The sequence below is a fragment of the Neisseria canis genome, from assembly GCF_900636765.1.
GTDB lineage: Bacteria > Pseudomonadota > Gammaproteobacteria > Burkholderiales > Neisseriaceae > Neisseria > Neisseria canis.
In genome coordinates, this window is sequence record NZ_LR134313.1 from 1,568,500 (window position 1) to 1,591,052 (window position 22,553).

Consider the following 22,553-nt stretch of genomic DNA (forward strand, 5'->3'; position numbering starts at 1 on the left):
ATGAGTGAATATTGTCGCTAAAATTTAAGAATTTTCCAATAGGTTTTCAATAAATTGTTTTTGATTTGATTGCTTTAATCTATTGGATTTGATGATATGCAGCAGATTGTTTTCTGCTGCATCCAAATCGTCGTTGACAACTAGATAGTCGAAAAGCAATGATTGTTCGATTTCATTGCGGGCTTCAGACAGGCGTTTTTTGATCTCTTCTTCGCTGTCGGTGTTTCTTCCGCGCAGGCGGTTGCTGAGGTCTTGAAATGAAGGCGGAAGGATAAAAATACTGATGGAATCAGGCAGGGCTTGGCGGATTTGTTCGGCGCCTTGTATATCTATTTCCAGTATAACGTCATAACCTTGGTTTTGCAGCTGTTCAACACTTTCGTGGCTTGTGCCGTAATAGTTTCCGAATACATTTGCATATTCAAGAAAGGCTGCTTGGCCGATTAAATCCTCAAATTGCGCTACATTGACAAAATGATAATGTGTGCCGTTGATTTCACCTTCGCGGGGTTGGCGGGTGGTGTGTGAAACGGAAACTCGGATATCTTTGTTGCGGCTGAGCAGGCGCGAAACCAGGGTGGTTTTGCCTGTGCCGGAGGCGGCGGAAATGATAAAAATATTGCCTTTTTTCGGGGTTTGCATAGTGAAGTGTGGAGTGGTTTTTATAATGGATTGATTATACCGCAGGCATTTGAATTCAGACAGTAAAACATAAAATTTGCTACAATGTTTTATTTTCGTTGGTTGAACTGGGACTGTATTTATGATGTTGACGCATACCGATGCGATGGGTGTCCGCGAATTGGCGGATAAAATCAGAAAAATTCCGAATTGGCCGCAAAAAGGCATTCTTTTTCATGATATTACACCTGTTCTGCAAAGCCCTCAGTATTTCAGGCTGCTGGTTGATCTTCTGGTTTACCGTTATATGGATCAGAAAATCGACATGGTGGCCGGGTTGGACGCACGGGGGTTTATCATTGGCGCGGCGCTGGCGTATCAGCTGAATGTGGGTTTTGTGCCGATTCGTAAAAAGGGCAAGCTTCCTTTTGAAACGGTTTCTCAAAGCTATTCTTTGGAATATGGCGAGGCTATTGTTGAGATGCACACGGATGCCGTGCAACCGGGTTCGCGTGTTTTGTTGGTAGATGACTTGGTAGCTACCGGCGGCACCATGTTGGCAGGCGTGCAGCTGATTCGTAAATTAGGGGCGGAAGTGGTTGAGGCGTCGGCGATCTTGGAGTTTACAGATTTGCCGGGCGGTAAAAAAATCCGCGATGCCGGTGTGTCGTTGTTTACGCTTTGCCAAAATGAAGGATGTATGTAAATCGTTTGGGATGAATTTTAAAACCAATGCCTGTCTGAAAATTTTTTCAGACAGGCATTGGTTTTTAACAAGCGTTTTAAGACGGACGCTGGTTCATCCAAGATTCGATGCGGCGGGCATCGTTTACGCGGGTTGCAGATGATGGTGAGTTCAACAAAATGATGGTTACAGGTTGCTTCTGTACATTGGCTTTTACCACCATAGAGCGGCCGGATTCGCGGATGTAGCCCGTTTTTTGCAATTCGATATTCCAAGAACCGTCGCGTACTAGGGCGTTGGAGTTTTTGTAATTTTGTTGGCCGGAGGCGGTATAGACTGAGCTGTGGTTGGATGTGCTCAATTGGCGGATTTTTGAATAGCGGCTGGCTGCGGAAACCAGTTTGCTCAAATCGCTTGCGGTAGATACGTTGCGGTAATCCAAACCGGTGGGTTCGTAAAAGCGGCTGTTGGTCATGCCCAAGGCTTGCGCTTTTTTATTCATATCTGCCACAAATGCGCCCATGCCTCCCGGGTAGGTGCGGCCTAAAGCATGTGTGGCGCGGTTTTCACTGGACATCAGGCTCAAATGCAGCAGTTGGCCGCGGGTAAGTGTGGTGCCGATTGACAAGCGGCTGCCCGTGCCTTTTCTGCGGTCGATTTCGTCAGATGTGATGGTAATTTCTTCGTTCAGATTTTGACCGCCGTCCAACACCACCATTGCCGACATCAGCTTGGAGATGGATGCGATGGGCATAACGCGGTTCATGTTTTTTTGATAGAGAATTTCCCCGGTTTTGTTGTTCATAATCAGAGCCGACTGGGACGAGAGCAGAGGGCCTGCCATTGCTGCCTGCATTTCGATTTGTTGCGCAGGATTTTCTGCAATGAAATTGCCGATCGGGTCGCTTTCTGTGGGAAAGTTTTGTTCGAGAAATTGACCGAGCACGTCCAGGTCGTTTGCTGCGGCAGGCAGGGAAATCGCGGTTAAACCGATACCGAGCAGCATGGCCGAGAGGGTGTTTAGAGTACGTTTCATCAACATAAGAAAAATCGCTTTCTGATGTTTAAAATGGGGATTTGTAGACAGCGGATGTAAGTAATTCCGCAAACGATATAATAAGTTACAATGTTTTCCGTAAGTTTTCGGATTTACGGCAGTATTTTTTTATTGTCGGTCAGATTGCTTGTTTTTGTAAAGTATAGTTTGCGTAACTTGGCATTTATTTGACAAGGCTTTGCGTTGCTGTGTTGCATGCCTGTCTGAAAAAGCCGGGGTTGTTTGAAAAAGTGGCGGATAATTATTATACTTTATGTTTTTTCGGGCGCTTTGTGCTTGAACCATTTATCACATCACAGACTGGATCATTATGACCACGGAAAATGAAAATCGAACTTGCTCGTTTTGCGGTAAAGCAGAGCATGAGGTAAAGAATTTAATTGAAGGCGAACATGCTTTTATCTGCAATGAATGCGTGGAGGCGTGTGGTGTGATGCTGGGCGGCAGCGAGGTGCCGGAAGGTGCGAAAGCAGGGCAAGATAAAGATTCCGGATTGTCGAACAAACTGCCCACGCCTGCCGAAATTGTGGCCAATCTGAATGACCATGTGATAGGTCAGGATCAAGCGAAAAAAGCATTAGCCGTGGCGGTCTATAATCACTACAAGCGCCTGCGCCACCCTAAAGAAAACAACAACGTAGAGCTTTCTAAGAGTAATATTTTGCTGATCGGCCCCACAGGCTCGGGCAAAACCCTGCTGGCTCAGTCTTTGGCGAGAAAACTGGATGTGCCTTTTGTAATGGCTGATGCTACCACGCTGACCGAAGCGGGCTATGTGGGCGAGGATGTCGAACAGATTATTACCAAGTTGTTGGGAAAATGTGATTTCGACGTGGAAAAAGCCCAGCGCGGTATTGTGTATATTGACGAAATCGACAAAATTTCACGCAAAAGCGACAATCCTTCCATTACGCGCGATGTGTCGGGCGAAGGTGTGCAGCAGGCTTTGTTGAAATTGATTGAAGGCACGGTTGCCAGTGTGCCGCCGCAGGGTGGGCGCAAACATCCGAATCAGGAGTTTATTCAGGTAGATACCACCAATATCCTGTTTATTTGCGGCGGTGCATTTGCCGGCTTGGAGAAGGTGATCCGCCAGCGTACGGAGAAAGGCGGGATCGGCTTCGGAGCGGCAGTGCACAGTAAAGACGATGATTCCAAAATTACCGAGCTTTTCCAAACAGTTGAGCCGGAGGATTTGATTAAGTTCGGTTTGATTCCCGAGCTAATCGGCCGTCTGCCGGTGATTGCAGCATTGGCGGAGTTGGATGAAGATGCGCTGATCAATATTTTGACGGAGCCTAAAAACGCATTGGTGAAGCAGTATCAGGCGTTGTTTGAAATGGAGGGCGCAGAGCTTGAAATAGAAGAAGCAGCGCTGCGCAGTATCGCCAAGCTGGCTTTGGAGCGCAAAACCGGTGCGCGGGGCTTGCGCTCGATTTTGGAAAAATCCCTGCTGGATACCATGTATTTGCTGCCGGATTTGAAAGATGTAAAACGGGTGTTGATTACGGCCGACGTGGTTGAAAAAGGGGAAGAACCTAAGCTGTTTTTGGAAAACGGTAAAGAATACGAGAGAAAAGCCGGTTAAGCTTTTGCTCAAACAAATGCCTGTCTGAATATTATTCAGACAGGCATCTGTTTTTCAGACAGGCATGTTTAAGTTTAGTGAACGATTTTGCATTGTTTGTCGGTGCTGTTGGTGCCCGGAAAGAAACCGCCTTTGTCGCTGCATGTGCTTGTGCTGGATTCGCAAATGATAATTTGCTGGGCTTCGTTGATTTTAATCACGCGGGGTTCTGCGTCTTTATTGAAAGCCACCGCTTTTAAAGTGAAGCGGTCGGTATTTGCACCGCGGGCATTGCCCTGGGGTTTGATGCAGAAATGGCTGTTGGCAGCGATGGGTAGTGTAGGCCAAGTGGTAGAGTTTTGTTTAAACGAGCGGCGCTGAAGATAAAAGCTTTCCATAAAGCGGGCGTTTTCGATTAAAGCGCCCTGTACTTCGGCGATTCTGGTATCGCGGACATAATTGCTGTAAGAAGGGTAGGCAATTAAGGCGAGTATGCTGAATACGGTGATGGCAATCAGCATCTCGGCAAGCGTAAATCCGCTGTTGAGTGAGTAATTGTTCTGCATAATTTAACCCTAATGTGAAACTAAATAAGATAATAATTATGCAGGTTAGTATGATAAATTAACGCGGATTTGTCAAAATTATTGCTGGATTTGGCAGCCGGTATCAGAGGGAACACCTGCAGCTGAAATATCATTGGCGGAATTGCAGATAACCAATATGTTGCTGTCATTCAGTTGCAGTACACGCTGCTCGTTGGCATTGGTATCCGCGATAGGGCTTGCCTGCAAGGTAAAGCCGTCGCCAGAAGGGGAGCCGTCGGCAAACCGGATGGAAAAGAAACGGTTGTCGTTTTTCAAATTATTGAAACCGATAAACGTGCGGTTTTGAATATAGTAACGTTCAAGCTGTTGGGCGTTGTAGATTAAATCGGCGCGCGCGTTTTCAACTCGGGTGTCGCGGACGAATCTTTCATAAGATGGATAGGCGATTGTGGCCAGAATGGCCAAGATTAACACGACTATCAGCATCTCGGCGAGCGTGAAGCCGTTTTGATGGTTTTGGATATTCATAGTATTTTTATATTTCAGTAAAACTGAGTTTTAGTTTCGTAGAAACTTGCTCCGGCCGGAAACTGAGTTTCTTCAATCATGAAAAAAGTTTTTCATGATTCCCGTATTTTCTTGTATTGAAAAATATCTCAAATTATAGCTTTATTCTTGTTCCAATAGAAACGAAATCAGCCGGAGATATGAAAATATTTGTTTCACTGTGTTAGAAGCGTTGCAAACTTTTTGATGCTGTGTAAAACATGTTTCGGATTGTTTTTATAAAACAAAATATTGATGGGATTGAAAAAATTTAAACTTTGCCGAGTGTGGCGGCATGCAGTAAACTTTGTTGTGGTTGAAACATACATTAGAGTGTTAATAATGAAGAAAGCCGTCAAATGGGTTGGAGGCGCGTTGGTGTTGGCTGCAGTTGCCTACGCGGGTTGGCAATATATCAAACCGGAACACAAGCCCGTTTATATTACGGAAACGGTTAAGCGCGGTGCGCTCAGTCAAACCGTGTCGGCTACAGGCGAATTGTCTTCTTCCCATTTGGTTGAGGTAGGTGCGCAGGCGACTGGTCAAATTAAAAAGCTTTATGTCAAACTCGGGCAACAAATCAGAAAAGGCGACTTGATTGCTGAAATCGATTCAACATCGCAGCGCAACGAACTCAACACCCTCAAAGCCAAGCTGGAAACGCATAAAGCGCAGCTGGCGTCGGCTAAAATTTCTTTAAGCTCCGCCGAGAAAAAATATAAACGGGAAAAAGCGCTTTGGGCGGAAAATGCCACATCAAAAGAAGAACTTGAAAATGCGGGAGACGCGCTGGCTGAGTCTAAAGCCAAAATCACCGAGCTTCAATCCACTATCAAGCAAACACAAATTTCCATTAATACTGCTGAAGCCGATTTGGGCTATACGCGTATTGTCGCGCCGATGGATGGAACGGTTGTTGCGCTGCCGGTTGAAGAGGGGCAAACCATTAATGCCGCGCAAAGTTCGCCGACCATTATCCAGCTTGCCGATTTAGGCACTATGCTCAACAAGATGCAGATTGCCGAAGGCGACATCACTAAAGTGAAAAGCGGGCAGAAGATAAAGTTTACCATTCTTTCCGAGCCGGATTCGCCGATTGAAGCCACGCTTGAAAGCATAGACCCGGCCTTAACCACCATGTCGAACAGTACCGGCAATACCGGCATCAATACCGACAACAGCAGCTCCGCCATTTATTATTACGCACGTGCTTTGGTGCCCAATCCTGAAGGCAGGCTTTCCATCGGCATGACCACACAGAATACGGTATTTGTAACCAGCCGCGACAATGTTTTGACTGTTCCGGCTCTAACCGTGAAAAGGCGCGACGGTAAGTCTTACGTTCAAGTTGTGGATGCGGAAGGTTATGCCCGCGAAAAAGAAATTCAGACAGGCCTTAGAAACAGCTCGTCGGTAGAAGTAACTTCAGGCTTGAAAGAGGGCGATAAAGTGGTGGTGTCCGAAGCCGACGGCAGTGAGCAGGATGATGAAGGCAATAAACGCCGCCGCGGCCCCGGCGGGCCGATGTAAGGCGGGCGGAGAAGCCAGATGAGTTTGATTGAATGTAAAAACATCAACCGCTATTTCGGTTCGGACGCCAACCGCGTGCATGTGTTGAAAGACATCAACCTGCAAATCGAAAAAGGCGATTTTGTGGCGATTATCGGCCAATCCGGTTCGGGTAAATCCACTTTAATGAACATTTTGGGCTGCTTGGATACGCCCAGTTCAGGTTCATACATGGTGGACGGTGTTGAAACCGCCAAAATGGAAGCCGACGAGTTGGCCGGGCTGCGCCGCAAGCGCTTCGGTTTTATTTTCCAACGCTACAATCTTTTGAATGCCTTAAGCGCCCGTGATAATGTGGCGTTGCCGGCGGTTTACGCGGGCATGCCGCACAAAGAGCGCAACAAGCGGGCGGATGCACTGCTAAGCCGGTTGGGTTTGGACGGAAAAGAAGACAACAAACCCAGCGAACTTTCCGGCGGCCAGCAGCAGCGGGTGAGCATCGCGCGGGCTTTGATGAACGGCGGCGAGATTTTGCTGGCCGATGAGCCGACCGGCGCGCTGGACTCCAAAAGCGGCGAAAATGTGATGGAGATCATCCGTCAGCTGCACGGCGAAGGCCATACCATTATTATGGTTACGCACGACCCGAATATCGCCGCACTGGCCAATCGTGTGATTGAAATTAAAGACGGCTACATTATCTCCGATGTGAGCAAAAGCAGCGAAATCGCGCCCAGCCCGATAGAAACCCTGCCTGAAAGCCGCTCATGGCTGTTTCGCAAAGACCAACTGCTTGAATCGTTCAGGATGTCGGTGCAGGCGATTATGTCGCACAAAATGCGTTCGTTGTTGACCATGCTCGGTATTATCATCGGCATTGCCTCGGTAGTGTCTGTGGTGGCTTTGGGCAGGGGTACACAAACGAAAATTTTGGGAGATATTGCGGCAATCGGCACCAATACCATCAGCATTTATCCGGGTAAAGGATTTGGTGACCGCTTCAGCGGCAAGATTAAAACCCTCACGGTGGATGATGCCGAAGTTATCGGCAGGCAGAGCTATGTGTCGAATGTAACCCCGATGACTGCTTCCGGCGGCACGCTTACCTACCGCAACCATGATTTGAGCAGCCAGCTTTACGGAGTGGGCAACCAATATTTTGATGTGCGCGGCTATAAGCTGGATCAAGGGCGTTTGTTTGACGAGCAAGATGTAAAAGACAATGCTCAGGTTGTGGTTATCGACCAGAATACTTTAAAAAAATTATTTCCTGACAACGAAAATCCGCTGGGCAAAGTGATTTTGTTTAAAAAACGGCCGCTTGCCATCATCGGCACGGTGGAGGAAGAAAAAAACGCATTCGGAGGCGATTCAGACAGCCTTCAGCTTTGGTCGCCCTATACCACGGTGATGAACCAGATTACAGGCGAGCGGCATATCAGCTCGCTCATCGTGAAAGTGGGCGACAATGCCAGCTCGCAGGCCGCTGAAAACGGCTTAACCGAGCTTTTGATTTCGCGCCACGGTACGGAAGACTTTTTCATGCGCAACAGCGACAGCATCAAGCAAACCGTAGAAAGCGCCACCGGCACGATGACCCTGCTGATTTCCAGCATTGCCCTGATTTCGCTGATTGTGGGCGGTATCGGCGTGATGAACATCATGCTGGTGTCAGTAACCGAGCGTACCAAAGAAATCGGCGTGCGTATGGCGATTGGGGCGCGGCAGAACAATATTTTGCAGCAGTTTTTGATTGAAGCCGTATTAATCTGCCTGATCGGCGGGATGACCGGTATTGCGTTTTCGGCGTTTATCGGCATAGTGTTTAACCATTTCGTTACCGACTTTGCCATGACGTTTTCCACCATGTCGGTTATCGGCGCCGTAGCCTGTTCTACCTTTATCGGAATGGTGTTCGGCTATATTCCCGCCAACAGGGCATCCAAGCTTAACCCGATTGATGCATTGGCACATGATTGATGCAGTTTCAGACAGGCATAGCGATTGCCGTGCAAGTAACCATGCCTGTCTGAAAGTTTATGGATATAAATGAATGAAGCAAGCCCCTTTTTTTCAGACAGGCATCCGCCTTGCCGCAGTATTGGTTATCAGCGCCTGCGCCGCCGGCCCGAAAACCGATTCCGGCCTCACGGTCGAATCTTCCGGCAGCATCATCTCCGCCGAAGAAGCCGCCAAGCGCTACCGGATCGACACCCAATGGTGGGCGGCCTACAACAATGCCGGCCTAAATGCGCTGATTCAGCAGGCTCTGGCCAATAATGCAGACTTGAAAAAAGCCGCCATCAATGTGAACAAAGCGCTTTATCAGGCCAAGATTTCAGGTGCGGGCCGCCTGCCGACTTTAGACGGCTCTTTAAGTGCAAGCACACGCGAAAACCTGAAAACCGGAGACGGCAGCCAAACCTTTGGCAGCCAAGTCGGTTTGAGTTATGAAATCGACTTATGGCGCAAGCTGCAGGCACAAACCGATGCCAGAGCGAGCGAATATCAAGCAACGCGCTATGACTTGGAATCGGCCAAGCTGGCCTTGATCAACAATGTGGCCGATACCTATTTCAATATTGCCTATCTGAATGAAGCCATCAGCCTGAGCGAGCAAACCCTGAAGCGTTATCAGGAAATCAACCGCATTGCCGCTGCGCGGTACAGGGAAGGGAAAGTTTCCTCGGCAGATCCGCGCCAAAGCGAACAAACCCTCTTGGCAACCCAAAATAACCTGATCAACCTCAAACGCACACGCGATACGCAGCAGCAAACTTTGCGCAATTTATTGAATTTAAAACCGAACGAACCGATAGGCATCGCAGAGGCAGACTATAAACTGAGCAATCCGATTGATGTGGATTTGAATGTGCCGGTTGCCACATTGGCCAACCGCCCCGATTTGCGCGCAGCAGAAGCCCGCCTGCAAGCCGCCGTAAGCCAAGTGGAAGCGCAAAAACGCAGCTGGTATCCCAGCGTTACTTTGGGCGCAACCTTGAGTACGGCTTCCGACAAAGCCAAAACCATGTTTAACGTGCCGTTTTTAGGTGGCAACGTGAGCGTAAACCTGCCGTTTTTAAACTGGAAAACACTTAAATGGGAAGATAAGGCCGCACAGGCTGATTTTGACAGCGCCGCCGTGGATTTTGAAACCGCGCTGACTACCGCGCTGAACGAAGTGAACACTTATTATCTGGCCTACGGTAAAGCCCGCCAAACTTTAGTCAATGTGCAGCAAAAATACGAGCTGGACAAAAAAAACAGCCGCTATTACCAGCTACGCTACCAACACGGCAAAAACAGCCTGAAAGATTGGCTGGAAGCACTTAACACGGAATACGGCTCGGCACAGGATGCTTTGAACCAGCGCTATGAAGTGTTGCGCTATGAAAATTTAATTTTTAAAGCGATGGCAGGGCGTTATCGTGAAGTTAATCAGAAGCAGTAAAGCAAATAAACTTAAAACTCAGCTTATCCGTCATACTCGGGTCAAGCCCGAGTATGACGGTTGTTGTTATTAAAATTAATTTGATTGACTATAATTTGGATAATTTCAATTATCGTAGGTGTTGTTTCATCAAAAGAATGGATAAAAAACAGCCGCTGTTTGTGTGAAAATCCGTCTGAAAATTTTCAGACGGGATTGTTCATAGCGAAAGCAGGTTGTTTAAAATCCACGTGCTTTTTTGTAATCAGTCAAAATTTTGTCCATTTCAGGACGGAACATTTCGATGTAAGCATGTGATAAACCGCGGCTGGCACTGGGGTGCGGCAGGCAGACAATTTGGCAATGTTCGAACCGTTGGAAACCTACTTTAAATCGGGTTCCTGCAAAAGGTTTTTGCTCGAACCGCGCACGTTCGACTTCTTCGCCCATCAGCTCTTTGAATTTAACTAAAACTTTCGGATTGTTCAAGTAATCCAGCAGGCGGCTGCCCATGAATAAGCTCACTTTCGGGCGCAAGGATTTGAGATGAAACAGAAAGTTGTCAACCTGGCTGTCTGAAAGAAATTTATCATAATCGCTAATGCTATTGTCTTGCGAGTTTGCCCAATTGGTTTGAACGACAGACCGTTCAAACGCACCTCCCAAACCATTTGAATCTAAAGGATGCCCCCATAATTCAAACCATGCTTTGATTGCATTGTCGTATCGCCAAGTATTGGCTTGTTCACCATAATACAAAGCTTTATTAGAAAAAGTATGTAGTATTTCTTCTTCGGGTAGTGTGCATTCCCCTTTTTCATAAGCAGCTTCATCTGCTTTACTCCAACCCCATTCATACCCGCAAATCATCAAACCGTTTTGGTCATTGAAGCCGGGGAAAAGGGAATTGCCTAAGTTTAGTTTGTCCATAATGAGTCAATTTAAAAAATGTGTATATAAATCAAATCGCTGATTAAATATGAGGTAATGATATGTTATTTAACAAGCGGTTTAACCGCATAAAGAGTGATAGCGATAAAATGCCTGTCTGAAAGTTTTCAGACAGGCATTTGTTAATGTCGGGTTAAGCGCGTTTGCGGAATTCGCCGGTGCGGGTGTCGATTTCCACTTTGTCGCCGTTTTCAACGTAAGACATCACTTGGATTTCGGTGCCGCCGACCAAACGTGCGGTTTTCATCACTTTGCCCGAAGTGTCGCCTTTAACGGCAGGCTCGGTGTATTCTACTTCGCGTACGATGATGGTGGGCAATTCCACGGAAATCGGGCTGCCTTCGTAGAAGGTTACTTCGCATACGTCTTCCATGCCGTCAACGATGAATTTGAGGTTGTCGCCGATGTTTTCGGCTTCAACTTCGTATTGGTTGAATTCTTCGTCCATGAATACGTACATGGGGTCGGCAAAGTAGCTGTATGTGCAGTTTTTGCGTGCCAAAACCACTACGTCGAATTTGTCGTCGGCTTTGTAGATGGTTTCGGTTGCGGCGCCGGTGAGCAGGTTTTTCAGCTTCATGCTCACTTTGGCAGAGGAGCGGCCGCCTTTGATGTATTCGGTTTTTTGCACAACCATCGGGTCGTTACCTACCATAAATACGTTGCCGGCGCGCAGTTCTTGAGCGGTTTTCATCAGATGATTCTCACTTAAAATGTTGAAACAAAATAACGCGGCATTTTAGCTTATTTTTTTAGGGTTTGGCAATTTATTGCCTGTTGTTTTAATCCCTTATGCTGTGTTGCGGTGGAAAAATATCTACGTTGGAACTGCTTTTGATAAACGCTGCCAATTTTTCTGCGGCGCTGCTTTGTGCAAACAGATAGCCTCGCCAGTTTTCCGATTGTGCCTGCCAAAGAGGAAAATGTTGCATCAGGGTTTGCCATGCGGCCAGACGTGTTGCTGCGTTGAGGGTGGTTGCGCCGTTGAGTTCGTTTGAAAGGTTTTGGTGGGCTTGTTTTAAATGCTCCGGCCAGCCGGCGGTTGCTTTCTGCCAAAAGGCGTGCAGTTTGCCGATGCGGACGTTTTCTTCTTGCGGATAGATAAACCAGAAAAAAGGCTTGGCGGCAAATTGGGCACGGATAAAGCTGTCTTCGCCGCGCACGATTGCGCCGTCGCATAAGTGCAGCAGTTTGTCGAAATCGCTTTGCGGTATAAAGGGTATGCGCACCAGTTTGACCATGCCTGTCTGAAAAGTGTCGCCGCTGTGTTGCAGCGCGTCTGCGGGCAGGGCGCCGGAGCGTTTGAGGCTTTGAATCACCTGATTGCCGGCCAGCAGCAGTGTTATCGGTTGGCTGCTTTGCCGCCAGGTTTCCAGCCATTGCAGCCAAACAGGGCTTTCATAGCCGAACAGCAGCCATTCGGGCGCGGTTTTTTCAGACAGGCATAAGGACAGCCTGAAATCTTCTATCGGGTATTGAACGAGTTCAGCATAGTTTTTTTCCCGCAGCAATCCGCCGCTTTGTTCGGTAAACCCCATCAGCCAAAAGTATTTTTGTTGGCCGTCGGCTTGCGGAGAGGGCTTGCCGTGCATGGCTTCGGCCCATTCTTCGGCGCTCAGGTATTCCCAATTGAGCCAAAGTGCTTGGTGTGTGCGGATGGCATTTAATACGTTTTCCGGCAAATCGCAGGCGAATGTTTCGATAACCAGATCAGGCGCAGGCGCTTCATTTAAATATTCTGCGCTTTTTCCCGGCTGCCACGGGTAAAGGTAAATGTTTTGGTAGCGGCAGGGCAGGCCGGCGGGCAGATCGGGACAAAGGGTGCGCAGCGCGTCGGCATCGTCCAGCCAGAGGTGTACGGCGATGCCGTATTCACGGCTTAAAATCTGCGCCAAACGCCAGCTCACGCCGATGTCGCCGAAGTTGTCGATTACTGTGCAAAACAGCCAGCACACGGGGGAATTTTTTTCGATTTGCATGGTGGTAATAGGTTAGCCTTTGTGGGATAAGGTTTTACGCTGCTTTGGGTGTTTGTCAAGCGTTAAATTTAAAATTTTTTTTGCTTATCCACATTGACAAAACAGTTTTACGAAACACTAAGAAAAAATTTAATTTTTGCCCTTGACAAGCTAATAATCATCTTAAGTTTTTGAAAAATATAGATTTTATTGAATTGATTATTTTTTAATCAGGCTTGGTGCAACTCCTGATTTATCGGGGAAAATGTAAGAATCCCACAAGTAGTCCACAAAATTATCCACAGCTTTTGTGGGTAAGATTTGAAACCCGCGATACATCGGTTTTTACCGTTTCCGAATAAAAGTCCGCAGGCCGAAATGCCTGTCTGAAAGCAGGGCTGCCAAGAAGATTTTATTCTCGGTTTGTGCTAAAATCCTGCTAATTTTTCTCTATATAAAAGTCAGACTTACCATGACCGACGCAACCACACGCAACGACCATCATTTTGCCAAAGAAACCATCCCCATCAGCCTAGAAGACGAAATGCGCCGCAGCTACCTCGATTACGCGATGAGCGTGATTGTGGGGCGTGCGCTGCCCGATGTGCGTGACGGCCTGAAGCCTGTTCACCGCCGCGTGCTGTATGCCATGCACGAGTTGAAAAACAGTTGGAACAGCGCTTATAAGAAGTCTGCCCGTATCGTCGGCGACGTGATCGGTAAATACCATCCGCACGGCGACAGCGCGGTGTACGACACTATTGTGCGTATGGCTCAAGATTTCTCGATGCGCTATGTGTTGGTCGACGGTCAGGGCAACTTCGGTTCGGTAGACGGCGACGGTGCGGCGGCCATGCGTTATACCGAAATCCGCATGGCGAAAATCGCCCATGAAATGATGGCGGATATCGAAGAAGAAACCGTTAATTTCGGCCCCAACTACGACGGCAGCGAGAGCGAACCTTTGGTTTTGCCCACCCGTTTTCCCGCTTTGCTGGTTAACGGTTCTTCGGGCATTGCCGTCGGTATGGCCACCAATATTCCGCCACACAATCTGCCCGACACCATTGATGCCTGCCTGCAATTGCTGGCTCACCCCGAAACCGGTATCGACGAGTTAATCAATATCATCAAAGCCCCCGATTTCCCTACCGGTGCGACCATTTACGGTTTGGGCGGTGTGCGCGAAGGCTATAAAACCGGCCGTGGCCGCGTGGTGATGCGCGGTAAAACGCATATCGAACCCATCGGCAAAAACGGCGAGCGCGAAGCCATCATCATTGACGAAATTCCCTATCAGGTAAATAAAGCCAAACTGGTGGAAAAAATCGGCGAGCTGGTGCGCGACAAAGTGCTGGAAGGCATTTCCGATCTGCGCGACGAATCCGACAAATCGGGTATGCGCGTGGTTATCGAACTCAAGCGCAACGAAAATGCCGAAGTGGTGTTGAACCAGCTTTACAAGCTCACCCAGCTGCAAGACAGCTTCGGTATCAATATGGTGGCATTGGTCGACGGCCAACCGCGCCTGCTGAACCTGAAACAGATTTTGAGCGAGTTTCTGCGCCACCGCCGCGAAGTGGTTACCCGCCGTACCTTGTTCCGCCTGAAAAAAGCGCGTCACGAAGGCCATATCGCAGAAGGTAAAGCCGTCGCTTTATCGAATATCGACGAAATGATTCAGCTGATTAAAGAATCTGCCGATGCGCCCGAAGCCAAAGAAAAGCTGCTCGCGCGTCCGTGGCAGTCGGGCTTGGTTGGAGAAATGTTGTCCCGCACCGATTTGGATATGCAGATGGCCCGCCCGGAAGGTTTGCCTGCCGGATTGGGTTTGCAAAGCGGCGGTTATTTCCTGAGCGAAATCCAAGCCGATGCCATTTTGCGCATGAGCCTGCGTAACCTGACCGGTCTCGACCAAGATACGATTGTCAACGACTACAAAAACATCATGGCGCAGATTATCGACTTCTTGGATATTTTGGCCAAACCCGAGCGGATTACCCAAATTATTCACGAAGAATTGGAAGAAATCAAAACCCATTTCGGCGACGAACGCCGCAGCGAAATCAATCCGTTCGGCGGCGATATTGCCGATGAAGACCTGATTCCGCCGCGCGAAATGGTGGTAACGCTGACGCACGGCGGTTATATCAAAACCCAGCCGACTACCGATTATCAAGCGCAACGTCGCGGCGGGCGCGGCAAACAGGCGGCAGCCACTAAAGATGAAGACTTTATCGAAACCCTGTTTGTTGCCAACACGCATGATTACCTGATGTGCTTTACCAATTTCGGCAAATGCCATTGGATCAAAGTGTACAAACTGCCCGAAGGCGGCCGCAACAGCCGAGGCCGTCCGATTAACAATGTGATCCAATTGGACGAAGGCGAAAAAGTCAGCGCCATTTTGGCGGTGCAGGAATTTCCGGAAGACGAATATGTGTTTTTTGCCACCGCACAAGGCATGGTGAAAAAAGTGCAGCTATCCGCTTTCAAAAACGTGCGTGCGCAAGGCATTAAAGCCATCGCGCTCAAAGAAGACGATTATTTGGTGGGCGCCGCCAAAACCTCGGGCAGCGACGATATTATGTTGTTTTCCAATCTCGGCAAAGCCATCCGTTTCAATGAATACTATGAACGCATAGGCAGCGACGAGAGCGAGGACGACATTGAAAGCGACAGCGAAACCGATGTTGCAGACGGTGCGGACGAAGAAAACGGCGACAATACGGCTTTGAGCGGCAAACACGGCGTCCGCCCAAGCGGTCGCGGCAGCGGCGGTTTGCGTGGTATGCGCCTGCCTGCCGGCGGACGCATTGTGAGCCTGATTACCTTTGCGCCAGAATCCGAACAGGATGAAACGCTGCAAGTGTTAACCGCCACCGAAAACGGCTATGGCAAACGTACGCCGATTGGCGATTACAGCCGTAAAAACAAAGGCGGTCAGGGCAATATCGCCATTAACACCGGTGAGCGCAACGGCGAGCTGGTGGCCGCAACATTGGTGAATGAAACCGATGATTTGATGCTGATTACCAGCGGCGGCGTCTTAATCAGAACCAAAGTCGACCAAATCCGCGAAACCGGCCGTGCCGCAGCGGGTGTGAAACTGATTAATTTGGATGAAGGCGAAACATTGGTCAGCTTGGAGCGTGTGGCGGAAGAACCTGAAGAAGAAAGCGGTTTGGAAGGCGAAACGGTTGGAGATATGGAAAACGAAGCATCTCAAGCAGCCGGTGATGAGGCAGAGTAGTATGCCTGCCTGAAAGGGGTTGTGAGGGGTAGGGTCAGGTTTTTGGCGGGTAACTTATGGCCTAACCGCTTAATTTCATATAACTTTCGTATAAAACCAGCTTAAAAAATCGCAACCTGTCCTACTTGGCTTGAATTGAGTATCTGCCGACACTGCAAGCCGAGAATGGCAGCAAGTGCTTTGAATAATTGAAGAATGCCTGTCTGAAAACCATTTTCAGACAGGCATTGTTTTATTTGCCGTGTTCAGAATTATTTTTCCTGAAGCAGGCGCTGGCGGATGTTGAAATCTTCCAAGCTTTCCAAGTTTCTCAGGAAGCGGGAAAGTTCGCTTAATGCGCCCTGATAAACATCTCTTTTGAAATCAATCACTTCTTCTATCGGCGCCCAGTATTCGTGCCACCGCCAGCCGTCGAATTCGGGATGGCTGGTTGCACGCAAGTGCACATCGCTTTCGCGGCCGATCAGTTTCAACAAATACCAGATTTGTTTTTGCCCGCGGTAGGAGCCGCGCCATTCGCGGCGCACCCAATGGGTAGGCACATCGTAGCGCAGCCAGTCCCGCGTGCGGCCTAAAATTTTGACGTGGTGCGGCAAAAGCCCTACCTCTTCCAAGAGCTCGCGGTACATGGCGGTTTCCGGACTTTCGCCGGGCTTGATGCCGCCTTGGGGGAATTGCCAGGAATGTTCGCGAACCCGTTTTCCCCAGAATACTTCGTTGCGGTCGTTGATCAAGATGATGCCGACATTGGGGCGATATCCTTCTCTGTCCAACATAGTGTCGCCCTTATCTAAATAAAATAACCCTGCGATTTTCCCATATATATGCCTGTCTGAAAAGGCTTGGGCGGAATCGGATGGCTTGGGAATTGTGAATGACAATTGAATAGAATATTTTCCTGCTTTTTATGCGACAAGCGTTAAAAAATGTTGATATTTGTGCTGTTTTTGCTTGCATTGACAAAGGTTTTGCCGTTTAATTGCCTGCAACCGCCGTGTAGTCGAATTCATGTTTGCGTATTGATCAAACTAGCGGCCGGCCACTCTTGTTGTATGCGCCCTTAAACGCGGAAGCGATATAAGGCGATGCACTTTTGGGAATGTTTTTTTGTTTATTTCGATGAAGGACAAACTAATGAAAAAAACTCTGTTGGTTTCTGCTTTTGCAGGCTTGTTTTTGGCGGCGTGCGGTGGCTCCGGCAACACGCAAGACGGCCAAAAAGCAAGCGGCTCAGAAAACCGGGCAGCAAGTACCGAACAACAAGCGGCGGCACCTTCCGCTACGGGCAAGCTGAATATTTACAACTGGTCGGATTATGTTGATCCGGAAACTGTGGCTGAGTTTGAAAAGGCCAACGGTGTGAAAGTGCGCTACGATGTGTACGACAGTAATGAAACACTGGAAGCGAAAGTGCTTACCGGCAAATCAGGCTACGATTTGGTGGCGCCTTCGATTGCCAATGTGGGCCGTCAGATTAAAGCCGGTGCTTATCAGCCGGTAGATAAGAGCTTGATTTCCAACTACAACAATATCGATCCAGAATTGTTGACCATGATGGCGAAAGTCGATCCGGGCAATAAATACGCTGTGCCTTATTTTTGGGGCATCAATACGCTGGCAATCAATAAAGATAAAGTTGCCAAAGCGTTGGGAACAGACAAACTGCCTGAAAACGAATGGGATTTGGTGTTTAATCCCGAATATACCGCCAAGCTGAAATCTTGCGGCATCAACTTTCTCGACAGCCCGACCGAGCAATATCCGCTGGCTTTGAATTATTTGGGTAAAGACCCGAATAGTGAAAAAGAAGAGGATTTGAAAGCGGCTACCGAGATGATGAAGAAAGTGCGCGGCGACATCAAACGCTTCAGCTCTTCCGGTTACATCAACGATATGGCGGGCGGCGATTTGTGTGTGGCCATCGGCTACGGCGGCGATTTGAACATTGCCAAAAACCGCGCCAAAGAGGCGGGCAACGGTGTGAATCTGGAAGTGTTGGCGCCTAAAACGGGTGTGGGGATTTGGATTGATTCGTTTATGATTCCGAAAGGTGCGGAAAATGTAGCGAATGCCCACAAATACATCAATTACACGCTTGATCCGAAAGTGGCGGCGAAAAACGGCAATTTCGTAACTTACGCTCCTGCCAGCAAACCTGCGCGCGCGTTGATGGATAAGCAATTTGCCGAAGACAATTCGATTTTCCCGAACGATCAGGTTAAAGCGAAAAGCTTTGTGGTGTTGCCGAAATCCGCACAAGGCGTGAAGCTGCAAACCCGTTTGTGGCAGCAGCTTAAAGCGAATAAATAAATCGTATGCCTGTCTGAAAAAGCCCCGCGTCAAGAATGCGGGGCTTTTTTCAGACAGGCATTTTAGATGGTTTTTTACCATCCGCGCCACGCACATGTTTTCCACGAATACGCTTTTCACCAAAATAAGGTTCGTCCGATGCTACGATACCGCAGAAAGGTGTCTGCCGCTTACATTCTCTAGCTAAGCGCCACCGCAGTTTCAGGTAGAGACCATTGCTGCTTCTGACACTGAATTGCTGTCGGTTTGGTGTTGTCGGAAGCGGTTAGATCCAAGGCGTAAGCTCCATGAATAAATTTACAAAAAAAAACATAAATATGCGGAACACAATATAAATATGCCACTCTCATATTGTGAGCTGCTTGATTTAGGCACAAACTATTTTCAGGAAGCTCACAAATGTCATATCTATTAATTTAATATCTAAATTAAGGAGTTTATTATGCAAGAGTTGAAAATGAATGAATTGGAACAGGTTTCTGGTGGGGTAGGTCCTTTGGCAGCCGTGGTAATAGGAGCTTCATTAGCTTTTGCGGGAGCCGCCTTTCTGCAGGGATTAGGACATGGTCGTGAAGATGCAAGAAGCTGACCGGTTCTTTAAACTGAATTGTATAGAAATTGGAGGAAAATTTTATGAATACTAAAATGACTGCAACTATGCACGAATTAGATTTGCATCATTTGGCGCAAGTGGCCGGTGGTGGAGAATATAACTGGAAAGTCTGGATTGCTGGACCAGTTTATGGTTTAGGTTATACCCTAGGTTATTGGATGAATAGCTAAATGCTTTCAGTTGAATGAAAGTCTAAATAAAGATGCGTGCAAACACGCATCTTTTTATTTAGTGGCTTAGGAAGCAAAATCACCAAATGATAAACTTCTGAAATGGAATTAAAAAAGAAATTACCAGACCCAAATTCCGCCACATCCTGCTTGGGTCTGACTGCTTCCGATTATCGCTAAATTGATAGCAATTCAGTGTTTACCTAGTGATTTGTACAAAGTGTTGCTGAGAATGTTTAGGAATGAATTTTGCTTACTAAGTCCCTTCTTATATATAAGTTCAGGGAAAGCAATGCCTGCCTGAAAAGTGCTTTTTCAGACAGGCATACGTTATACCGGCTTAGAAGCGCACCACGATACGCTTAATCAGCCGTTAATAGATTCAGGGCTTCCTGATATTTTTCCACGGTTTTCCGAATCACGTCTGCGGGTACTTTGGGCGCCGGTGCCTGTTTGTTCCAGCCGCTTTGTTCCAACCAATCGCGTACAAACTGTTTGTCGAAAGAGGGCGGGTTGGTGCCCACTTGGTATTGGTCTGCCGGCCAGAAACGGCTGGAGTCGGGTGTGAGCACTTCGTCCATCAGCGTCAGCGTGCCGTTTTCATCGAGGCCGAATTCGAATTTGGTGTCGCAAATGATGATGCCGCGGGTTTTGGCATACTCGGCTGCTTCGGTGTATAGGCGGATGGCTTTGTTGCGCACTTCTTGCGCCAGTTCTTTTCCGATGATTTTTTCACATTCTTCAAAGCTGATGTTCTCATCGTGGTCGCCCACCGCCGCTTTGGTTGAGGGCGTGAAAATCACTTCCGGCAGCTGCTGCGCTTCCTGCATGCCTTCGGGCAGCTTGATGCCGCATACCGAGCCGGTTTTTTGATAATCTTTCCAGCCGCTGCCTGCCAAATAGCCGCGCACGATGGCTTCCACTTTAACGGGAGTAAGTTTTTTGGCAACCACGGCCCGCTTTTCCAGCTTGCGCGCTTCGGTTTCGGGCAGAACATCGTAAACCGTGTCGCCGGTAAAGTGGTTGGGCATAATGTGGGCAAGTTTGTCAAACCAGAAATTGGAGATTTGGGTGAGGATTTCGCCTTTGCCCGGAATAGGGTCGTCGAGAATCACGTCAAAAGCGGATAGGCGGTCGGAAGCGACCATGAGCATGCGTTTATCGTCGATCTCGTAAAGATCGCGGACTTTTCCTGAGTAAATCTTTTTTAAGCTGATATCGCTCATGGTGCTGTTTTCCTATGTTGATTGTTGAAAACGATATTTTAGCAGGATTCTAAACCTGTAAAACGAAAAACACCCGCAGTTTTGCTGCGGGTGTGGCGGGATGGGGAGGATTATAAACCTGAACCTGCCGCTTGTGCCTGCTGTTGGATATCGTCAAGCTGGCTGTTGGCGGATACAGTGGTGTAAAGAGCCTGGGTGGCTTCCTGAATTTGCTCGTAGCTCCACGCATCGCCGTTGTTGAACAGGAATTCTTCAATTTGGTAATCGGCATTGTCAAACCATTGGCTGATGGTCAGCGAATCGTCAGAATCTTTTAAACCGATCACCAAATCGCCGCCGGAACGTGAGAGTTCCAAATCGTCTGCCGAGATGCCTCTGCCGAAAGAGATGCGGTCGTTGCTGATTTCGCTTTGGTCATAGTCAACGATGGTATCGTTGCCGTAGCCGCGTCCGAACAGGTAGGTGTCGAAACCGCTGCCGCCGTTGAGCAAATCATTGCCTGTGCCGCCATCCAGAATGTCGTTGCCGTCGTGGGCGAAAATCTGGTCGCAGCCGTCGCCGCCCAGCAAGATGTTGTTGCCGTCGTTGCCGTGCAACAGGTTGTTCAACTCATTGCCGGTCAGATTCAGATCATCATCGCCCAGCAGGGTAAGGTTTTCCACATGATCGCCGGCGGTATAGCTGATGGAGGTTAATACGGTATCCATGCCTTCATCTGCACACTCAACCACGGTATCACCGGCTTGGTCGACATAATAAATGTCGTTGCCTTCGCCGCCTACCATGAAGTCGGCGCCGGATTCGCCGTCCAGAATGTCATCGCCCGCGTGGCCGTACAGATTGTCGTTACCGGCGCCGCCGCTGAGGTCGTTTTTACCGTCGTTGCCGTGCAGCACATTGTCCAACTCGTTGCCGACGGCGTTTAAGTCGTCATCGGTCATCAGATGCACGTTTTCTACGTTTTCAGGCAGGGTGTAGCTGATGCTGCTGAACACATGGTCGTTGCCTTGATTGACAAACTCGATAACTTTATCACCCTCTGAATCGACATAATAAACGTCATCGCCGTGACAGCCATACATGGCATCGTTGCCTGCTTCGCCGTCCAATACGTCGTCGCCGGGGCCGGAATAAAGTTTGTCGTCGCCCGCGCGGCCTGAAATGTCTTCGGCGAGCGCCGTGCCGTGGATAACATCGTCTTGATCGGTGCCGGTAATGATTACTTTCTCGCCGGTGCCGTTGTTATCCACCCATTTTTTATCGCAAGGGTGGTCGCCGCAGCTGTTATCGGCAGCGGGTTTGTTTTCCACGCCGTCTTCCGCTGATGAAGGAGTGTTTTGATCCGGGGTGTTTTGGTCGTCGACCGGTGCGGAAATATTGATGGTGTTAACATCATCTTGGGCAGGGTCGTTTGTTGCATTGTCCGGTGTAGCCGTGTTTGGCACGTTTGCCGGCTCTTGGTCGGCAGGATTTTGTGTGCCGTTATTATCGCCGGCGGGAACGTCGCTTGATGTTTGCGGGTCAACCGGTGCGGACGCTGTCGGGTTTTGCACATCATCGTTTGCAGGCACGTCTGTTACTGCCGGTGCATCTACTGCCGGTGCGTCGGCTACCGGTTTTTCGGCATCGCTGTTATCGTCTGCAACGGGGTAGACAGGTGCATCGGGTGTTGCGGATGTGTCGTCGGGATGATTGGGCGCAGTAGGTTGGGTGTCATCGGCAGGCGTCTGAGGATTGTCAGAAACCGGCACATTTACAGGAATTTGCGTATCCACAGCATCGGGTTGGCTGTCGCTCGGCATGTCTTGCGCCGGATTGTTGTTTGTAAAAGGATTTTCTTGCCCGGTGGCAGCATCTTCTACAACCAACTGATCTTCTGGAAGGACGTCTAATACCTTATTATCCATATGTATACCTCATGATTAGGGGGAAATGGCAGAACTATGCCGAATTAAATTTGTCTGAATTAATTCAGATGGATATTTGATTGTAATAATTCGATTGTAATAAATAGTGGGTTGATATTCAATATGCTTGGTATTTTTCCATGTGAATATTAGGAATGTGTATGATTTTTGTATATTTGCTATAAGATTCAATTATAGTTGG

Annotated in this window: 19 protein-coding genes and 1 pseudogene; 9 read left to right on the top strand and 11 right to left on the bottom strand. The window is 48.4% G+C overall.

The features are described from left to right. Positions 1-24 precede the first annotated feature (24 nt). Positions 25-642: a guanylate kinase gene (gene gmk / locus EL143_RS07375; protein ID WP_085415569.1), complete on the bottom strand. Its 618-nt coding sequence runs from the start codon at positions 640-642 to the stop codon at positions 25-27. Positions 643-766: 124 nt separating this feature from the next. On the opposite strand from gmk, the gene EL143_RS07380 reads away from it, so the two are divergent. Continuing rightward, positions 767-1,327: an adenine phosphoribosyltransferase gene (locus EL143_RS07380; protein ID WP_085415643.1), complete on the top strand. Its 561-nt coding sequence runs from the start codon at positions 767-769 to the stop codon at positions 1,325-1,327. Positions 1,328-1,403: 76 nt separating this feature from the next. On the opposite strand, the gene EL143_RS07385 is transcribed toward EL143_RS07380, so the two are convergent. Beyond that, entirely contained in the window at positions 1,404-2,342 is a 939-nt protein-coding gene (locus EL143_RS07385) for a serine hydrolase (RefSeq protein ID WP_232001376.1), read from the bottom strand. A gap of 331 nt (positions 2,343-2,673) precedes the next feature. Between EL143_RS07385 and clpX the strand changes: the two genes are divergently transcribed. Beyond that, on the top strand, positions 2,674-3,951 hold the full coding sequence (gene clpX, locus EL143_RS07390) for an ATP-dependent Clp protease ATP-binding subunit ClpX (RefSeq protein WP_085415567.1): 1,278 nt from the start codon (positions 2,674-2,676) through the stop codon (positions 3,949-3,951). Between the two features lie 74 nt (positions 3,952-4,025). Here clpX and EL143_RS07395 read toward each other — a convergent pair whose 3' ends face one another. Together EL143_RS07395 and EL143_RS07400 are read right to left on the bottom strand one after the other, a co-directional pair. Continuing rightward, the gene (locus tag EL143_RS07395; RefSeq protein ID WP_085415566.1) at positions 4,026-4,496 is read right to left on the bottom strand and encodes a type IV pilin protein; all 471 of its coding nucleotides are present in this window, start codon (positions 4,494-4,496) and stop codon (positions 4,026-4,028) included. A 78-nt stretch (positions 4,497-4,574) separates the two neighbouring features. Continuing rightward, a complete protein-coding gene (locus tag EL143_RS07400) occupies positions 4,575-5,006 on the bottom strand; it encodes a type IV pilin protein (protein WP_085415565.1) in 432 nt (143 codons plus the stop codon). Positions 5,007-5,366: 360 nt separating this feature from the next. Here EL143_RS07400 and EL143_RS07405 point away from each other — a divergent pair, with 360 nt between their 5' ends. The 3 genes from EL143_RS07405 (at position 5,367) to EL143_RS07415 (ending at position 9,984) form a co-directional block, all read left to right on the top strand. Next, positions 5,367-6,554 (top strand): efflux RND transporter periplasmic adaptor subunit, encoded by a 1,188-nt coding sequence (locus tag EL143_RS07405; RefSeq protein WP_085415642.1) that lies wholly within the window; start codon positions 5,367-5,369, stop codon positions 6,552-6,554. A gap of 18 nt (positions 6,555-6,572) precedes the next feature. Further along, complete coding sequence (locus tag EL143_RS07410; RefSeq protein ID WP_085415564.1) at positions 6,573-8,513, top strand: MacB family efflux pump subunit; 1,941 nt, start codon at positions 6,573-6,575, stop codon at positions 8,511-8,513. A gap of 73 nt (positions 8,514-8,586) precedes the next feature. Continuing rightward, on the top strand, positions 8,587-9,984 hold the full coding sequence (locus EL143_RS07415; RefSeq protein WP_085415563.1) for a TolC family protein: 1,398 nt from the start codon (positions 8,587-8,589) through the stop codon (positions 9,982-9,984). Between the two features lie 219 nt (positions 9,985-10,203). On the opposite strand, the gene EL143_RS07420 is transcribed toward EL143_RS07415, so the two are convergent. From EL143_RS07420 to earP, 3 genes are all read right to left on the bottom strand, one after another. Further along, on the bottom strand, positions 10,204-10,896 hold the full coding sequence (locus EL143_RS07420; RefSeq protein ID WP_126326684.1) for a hypothetical protein: 693 nt from the start codon (positions 10,894-10,896) through the stop codon (positions 10,204-10,206). A gap of 151 nt (positions 10,897-11,047) precedes the next feature. Continuing rightward, positions 11,048-11,608, bottom strand: coding sequence for an elongation factor P (efp, locus tag EL143_RS07425; protein ID WP_009116903.1), 561 nt, complete (start codon positions 11,606-11,608; stop codon positions 11,048-11,050). A gap of 88 nt (positions 11,609-11,696) precedes the next feature. Beyond that, positions 11,697-12,893, bottom strand: coding sequence for an elongation factor P maturation arginine rhamnosyltransferase EarP (gene earP, locus EL143_RS07430; RefSeq protein WP_085415561.1), 1,197 nt, complete (start codon positions 12,891-12,893; stop codon positions 11,697-11,699). Positions 12,894-13,344: 451 nt separating this feature from the next. Between earP and gyrA the strand changes: the two genes are divergently transcribed. Further along, complete coding sequence (gene gyrA / locus EL143_RS07435) at positions 13,345-16,125, top strand: DNA gyrase subunit A (RefSeq protein ID WP_085415560.1); 2,781 nt, start codon at positions 13,345-13,347, stop codon at positions 16,123-16,125. Positions 16,126-16,376: 251 nt separating this feature from the next. On the opposite strand, the gene EL143_RS07440 is transcribed toward gyrA, so the two are convergent. Next, entirely contained in the window at positions 16,377-16,901 is a 525-nt protein-coding gene (locus tag EL143_RS07440; protein ID WP_085415559.1) for an RNA pyrophosphohydrolase, read from the bottom strand. 358 nt (positions 16,902-17,259) lie between these two features. Between EL143_RS07440 and EL143_RS07445 the strand changes: the two genes are divergently transcribed. Continuing rightward, the gene (locus tag EL143_RS07445) at positions 17,260-18,435 is read left to right on the top strand and encodes a polyamine ABC transporter substrate-binding protein (RefSeq protein ID WP_085415558.1); all 1,176 of its coding nucleotides are present in this window, start codon (positions 17,260-17,262) and stop codon (positions 18,433-18,435) included. A 73-nt stretch (positions 18,436-18,508) separates the two neighbouring features. Here the strand turns inward: EL143_RS07445 and EL143_RS12725 are convergent. Then, positions 18,509-18,716, bottom strand: a pseudogene (locus EL143_RS12725) (IS1595 family transposase); the annotation flags it as partial. Positions 18,717-18,877: 161 nt separating this feature from the next. Between EL143_RS12725 and EL143_RS07450 the strand changes: the two are divergent. Further along, the gene (locus EL143_RS07450) at positions 18,878-19,024 is read left to right on the top strand and encodes a class IIb bacteriocin, lactobin A/cerein 7B family (protein ID WP_085415557.1); all 147 of its coding nucleotides are present in this window, start codon (positions 18,878-18,880) and stop codon (positions 19,022-19,024) included. A gap of 44 nt (positions 19,025-19,068) precedes the next feature. Further along, on the top strand, positions 19,069-19,218 hold the full coding sequence (locus EL143_RS12375) for a hypothetical protein (RefSeq protein WP_158087808.1): 150 nt from the start codon (positions 19,069-19,071) through the stop codon (positions 19,216-19,218). A 362-nt stretch (positions 19,219-19,580) separates the two neighbouring features. On the opposite strand, the gene EL143_RS07455 is transcribed toward EL143_RS12375, so the two are convergent. After that, complete coding sequence (locus EL143_RS07455; protein WP_085415556.1) at positions 19,581-20,444, bottom strand: phosphoribosylaminoimidazolesuccinocarboxamide synthase; 864 nt, start codon at positions 20,442-20,444, stop codon at positions 19,581-19,583. Positions 20,445-20,554: 110 nt separating this feature from the next. Continuing rightward, positions 20,555-22,351: a calcium-binding protein gene (locus EL143_RS07460; protein WP_085415555.1), complete on the bottom strand. Its 1,797-nt coding sequence runs from the start codon at positions 22,349-22,351 to the stop codon at positions 20,555-20,557. Positions 22,352-22,553: the final 202 nt, after the last annotated feature.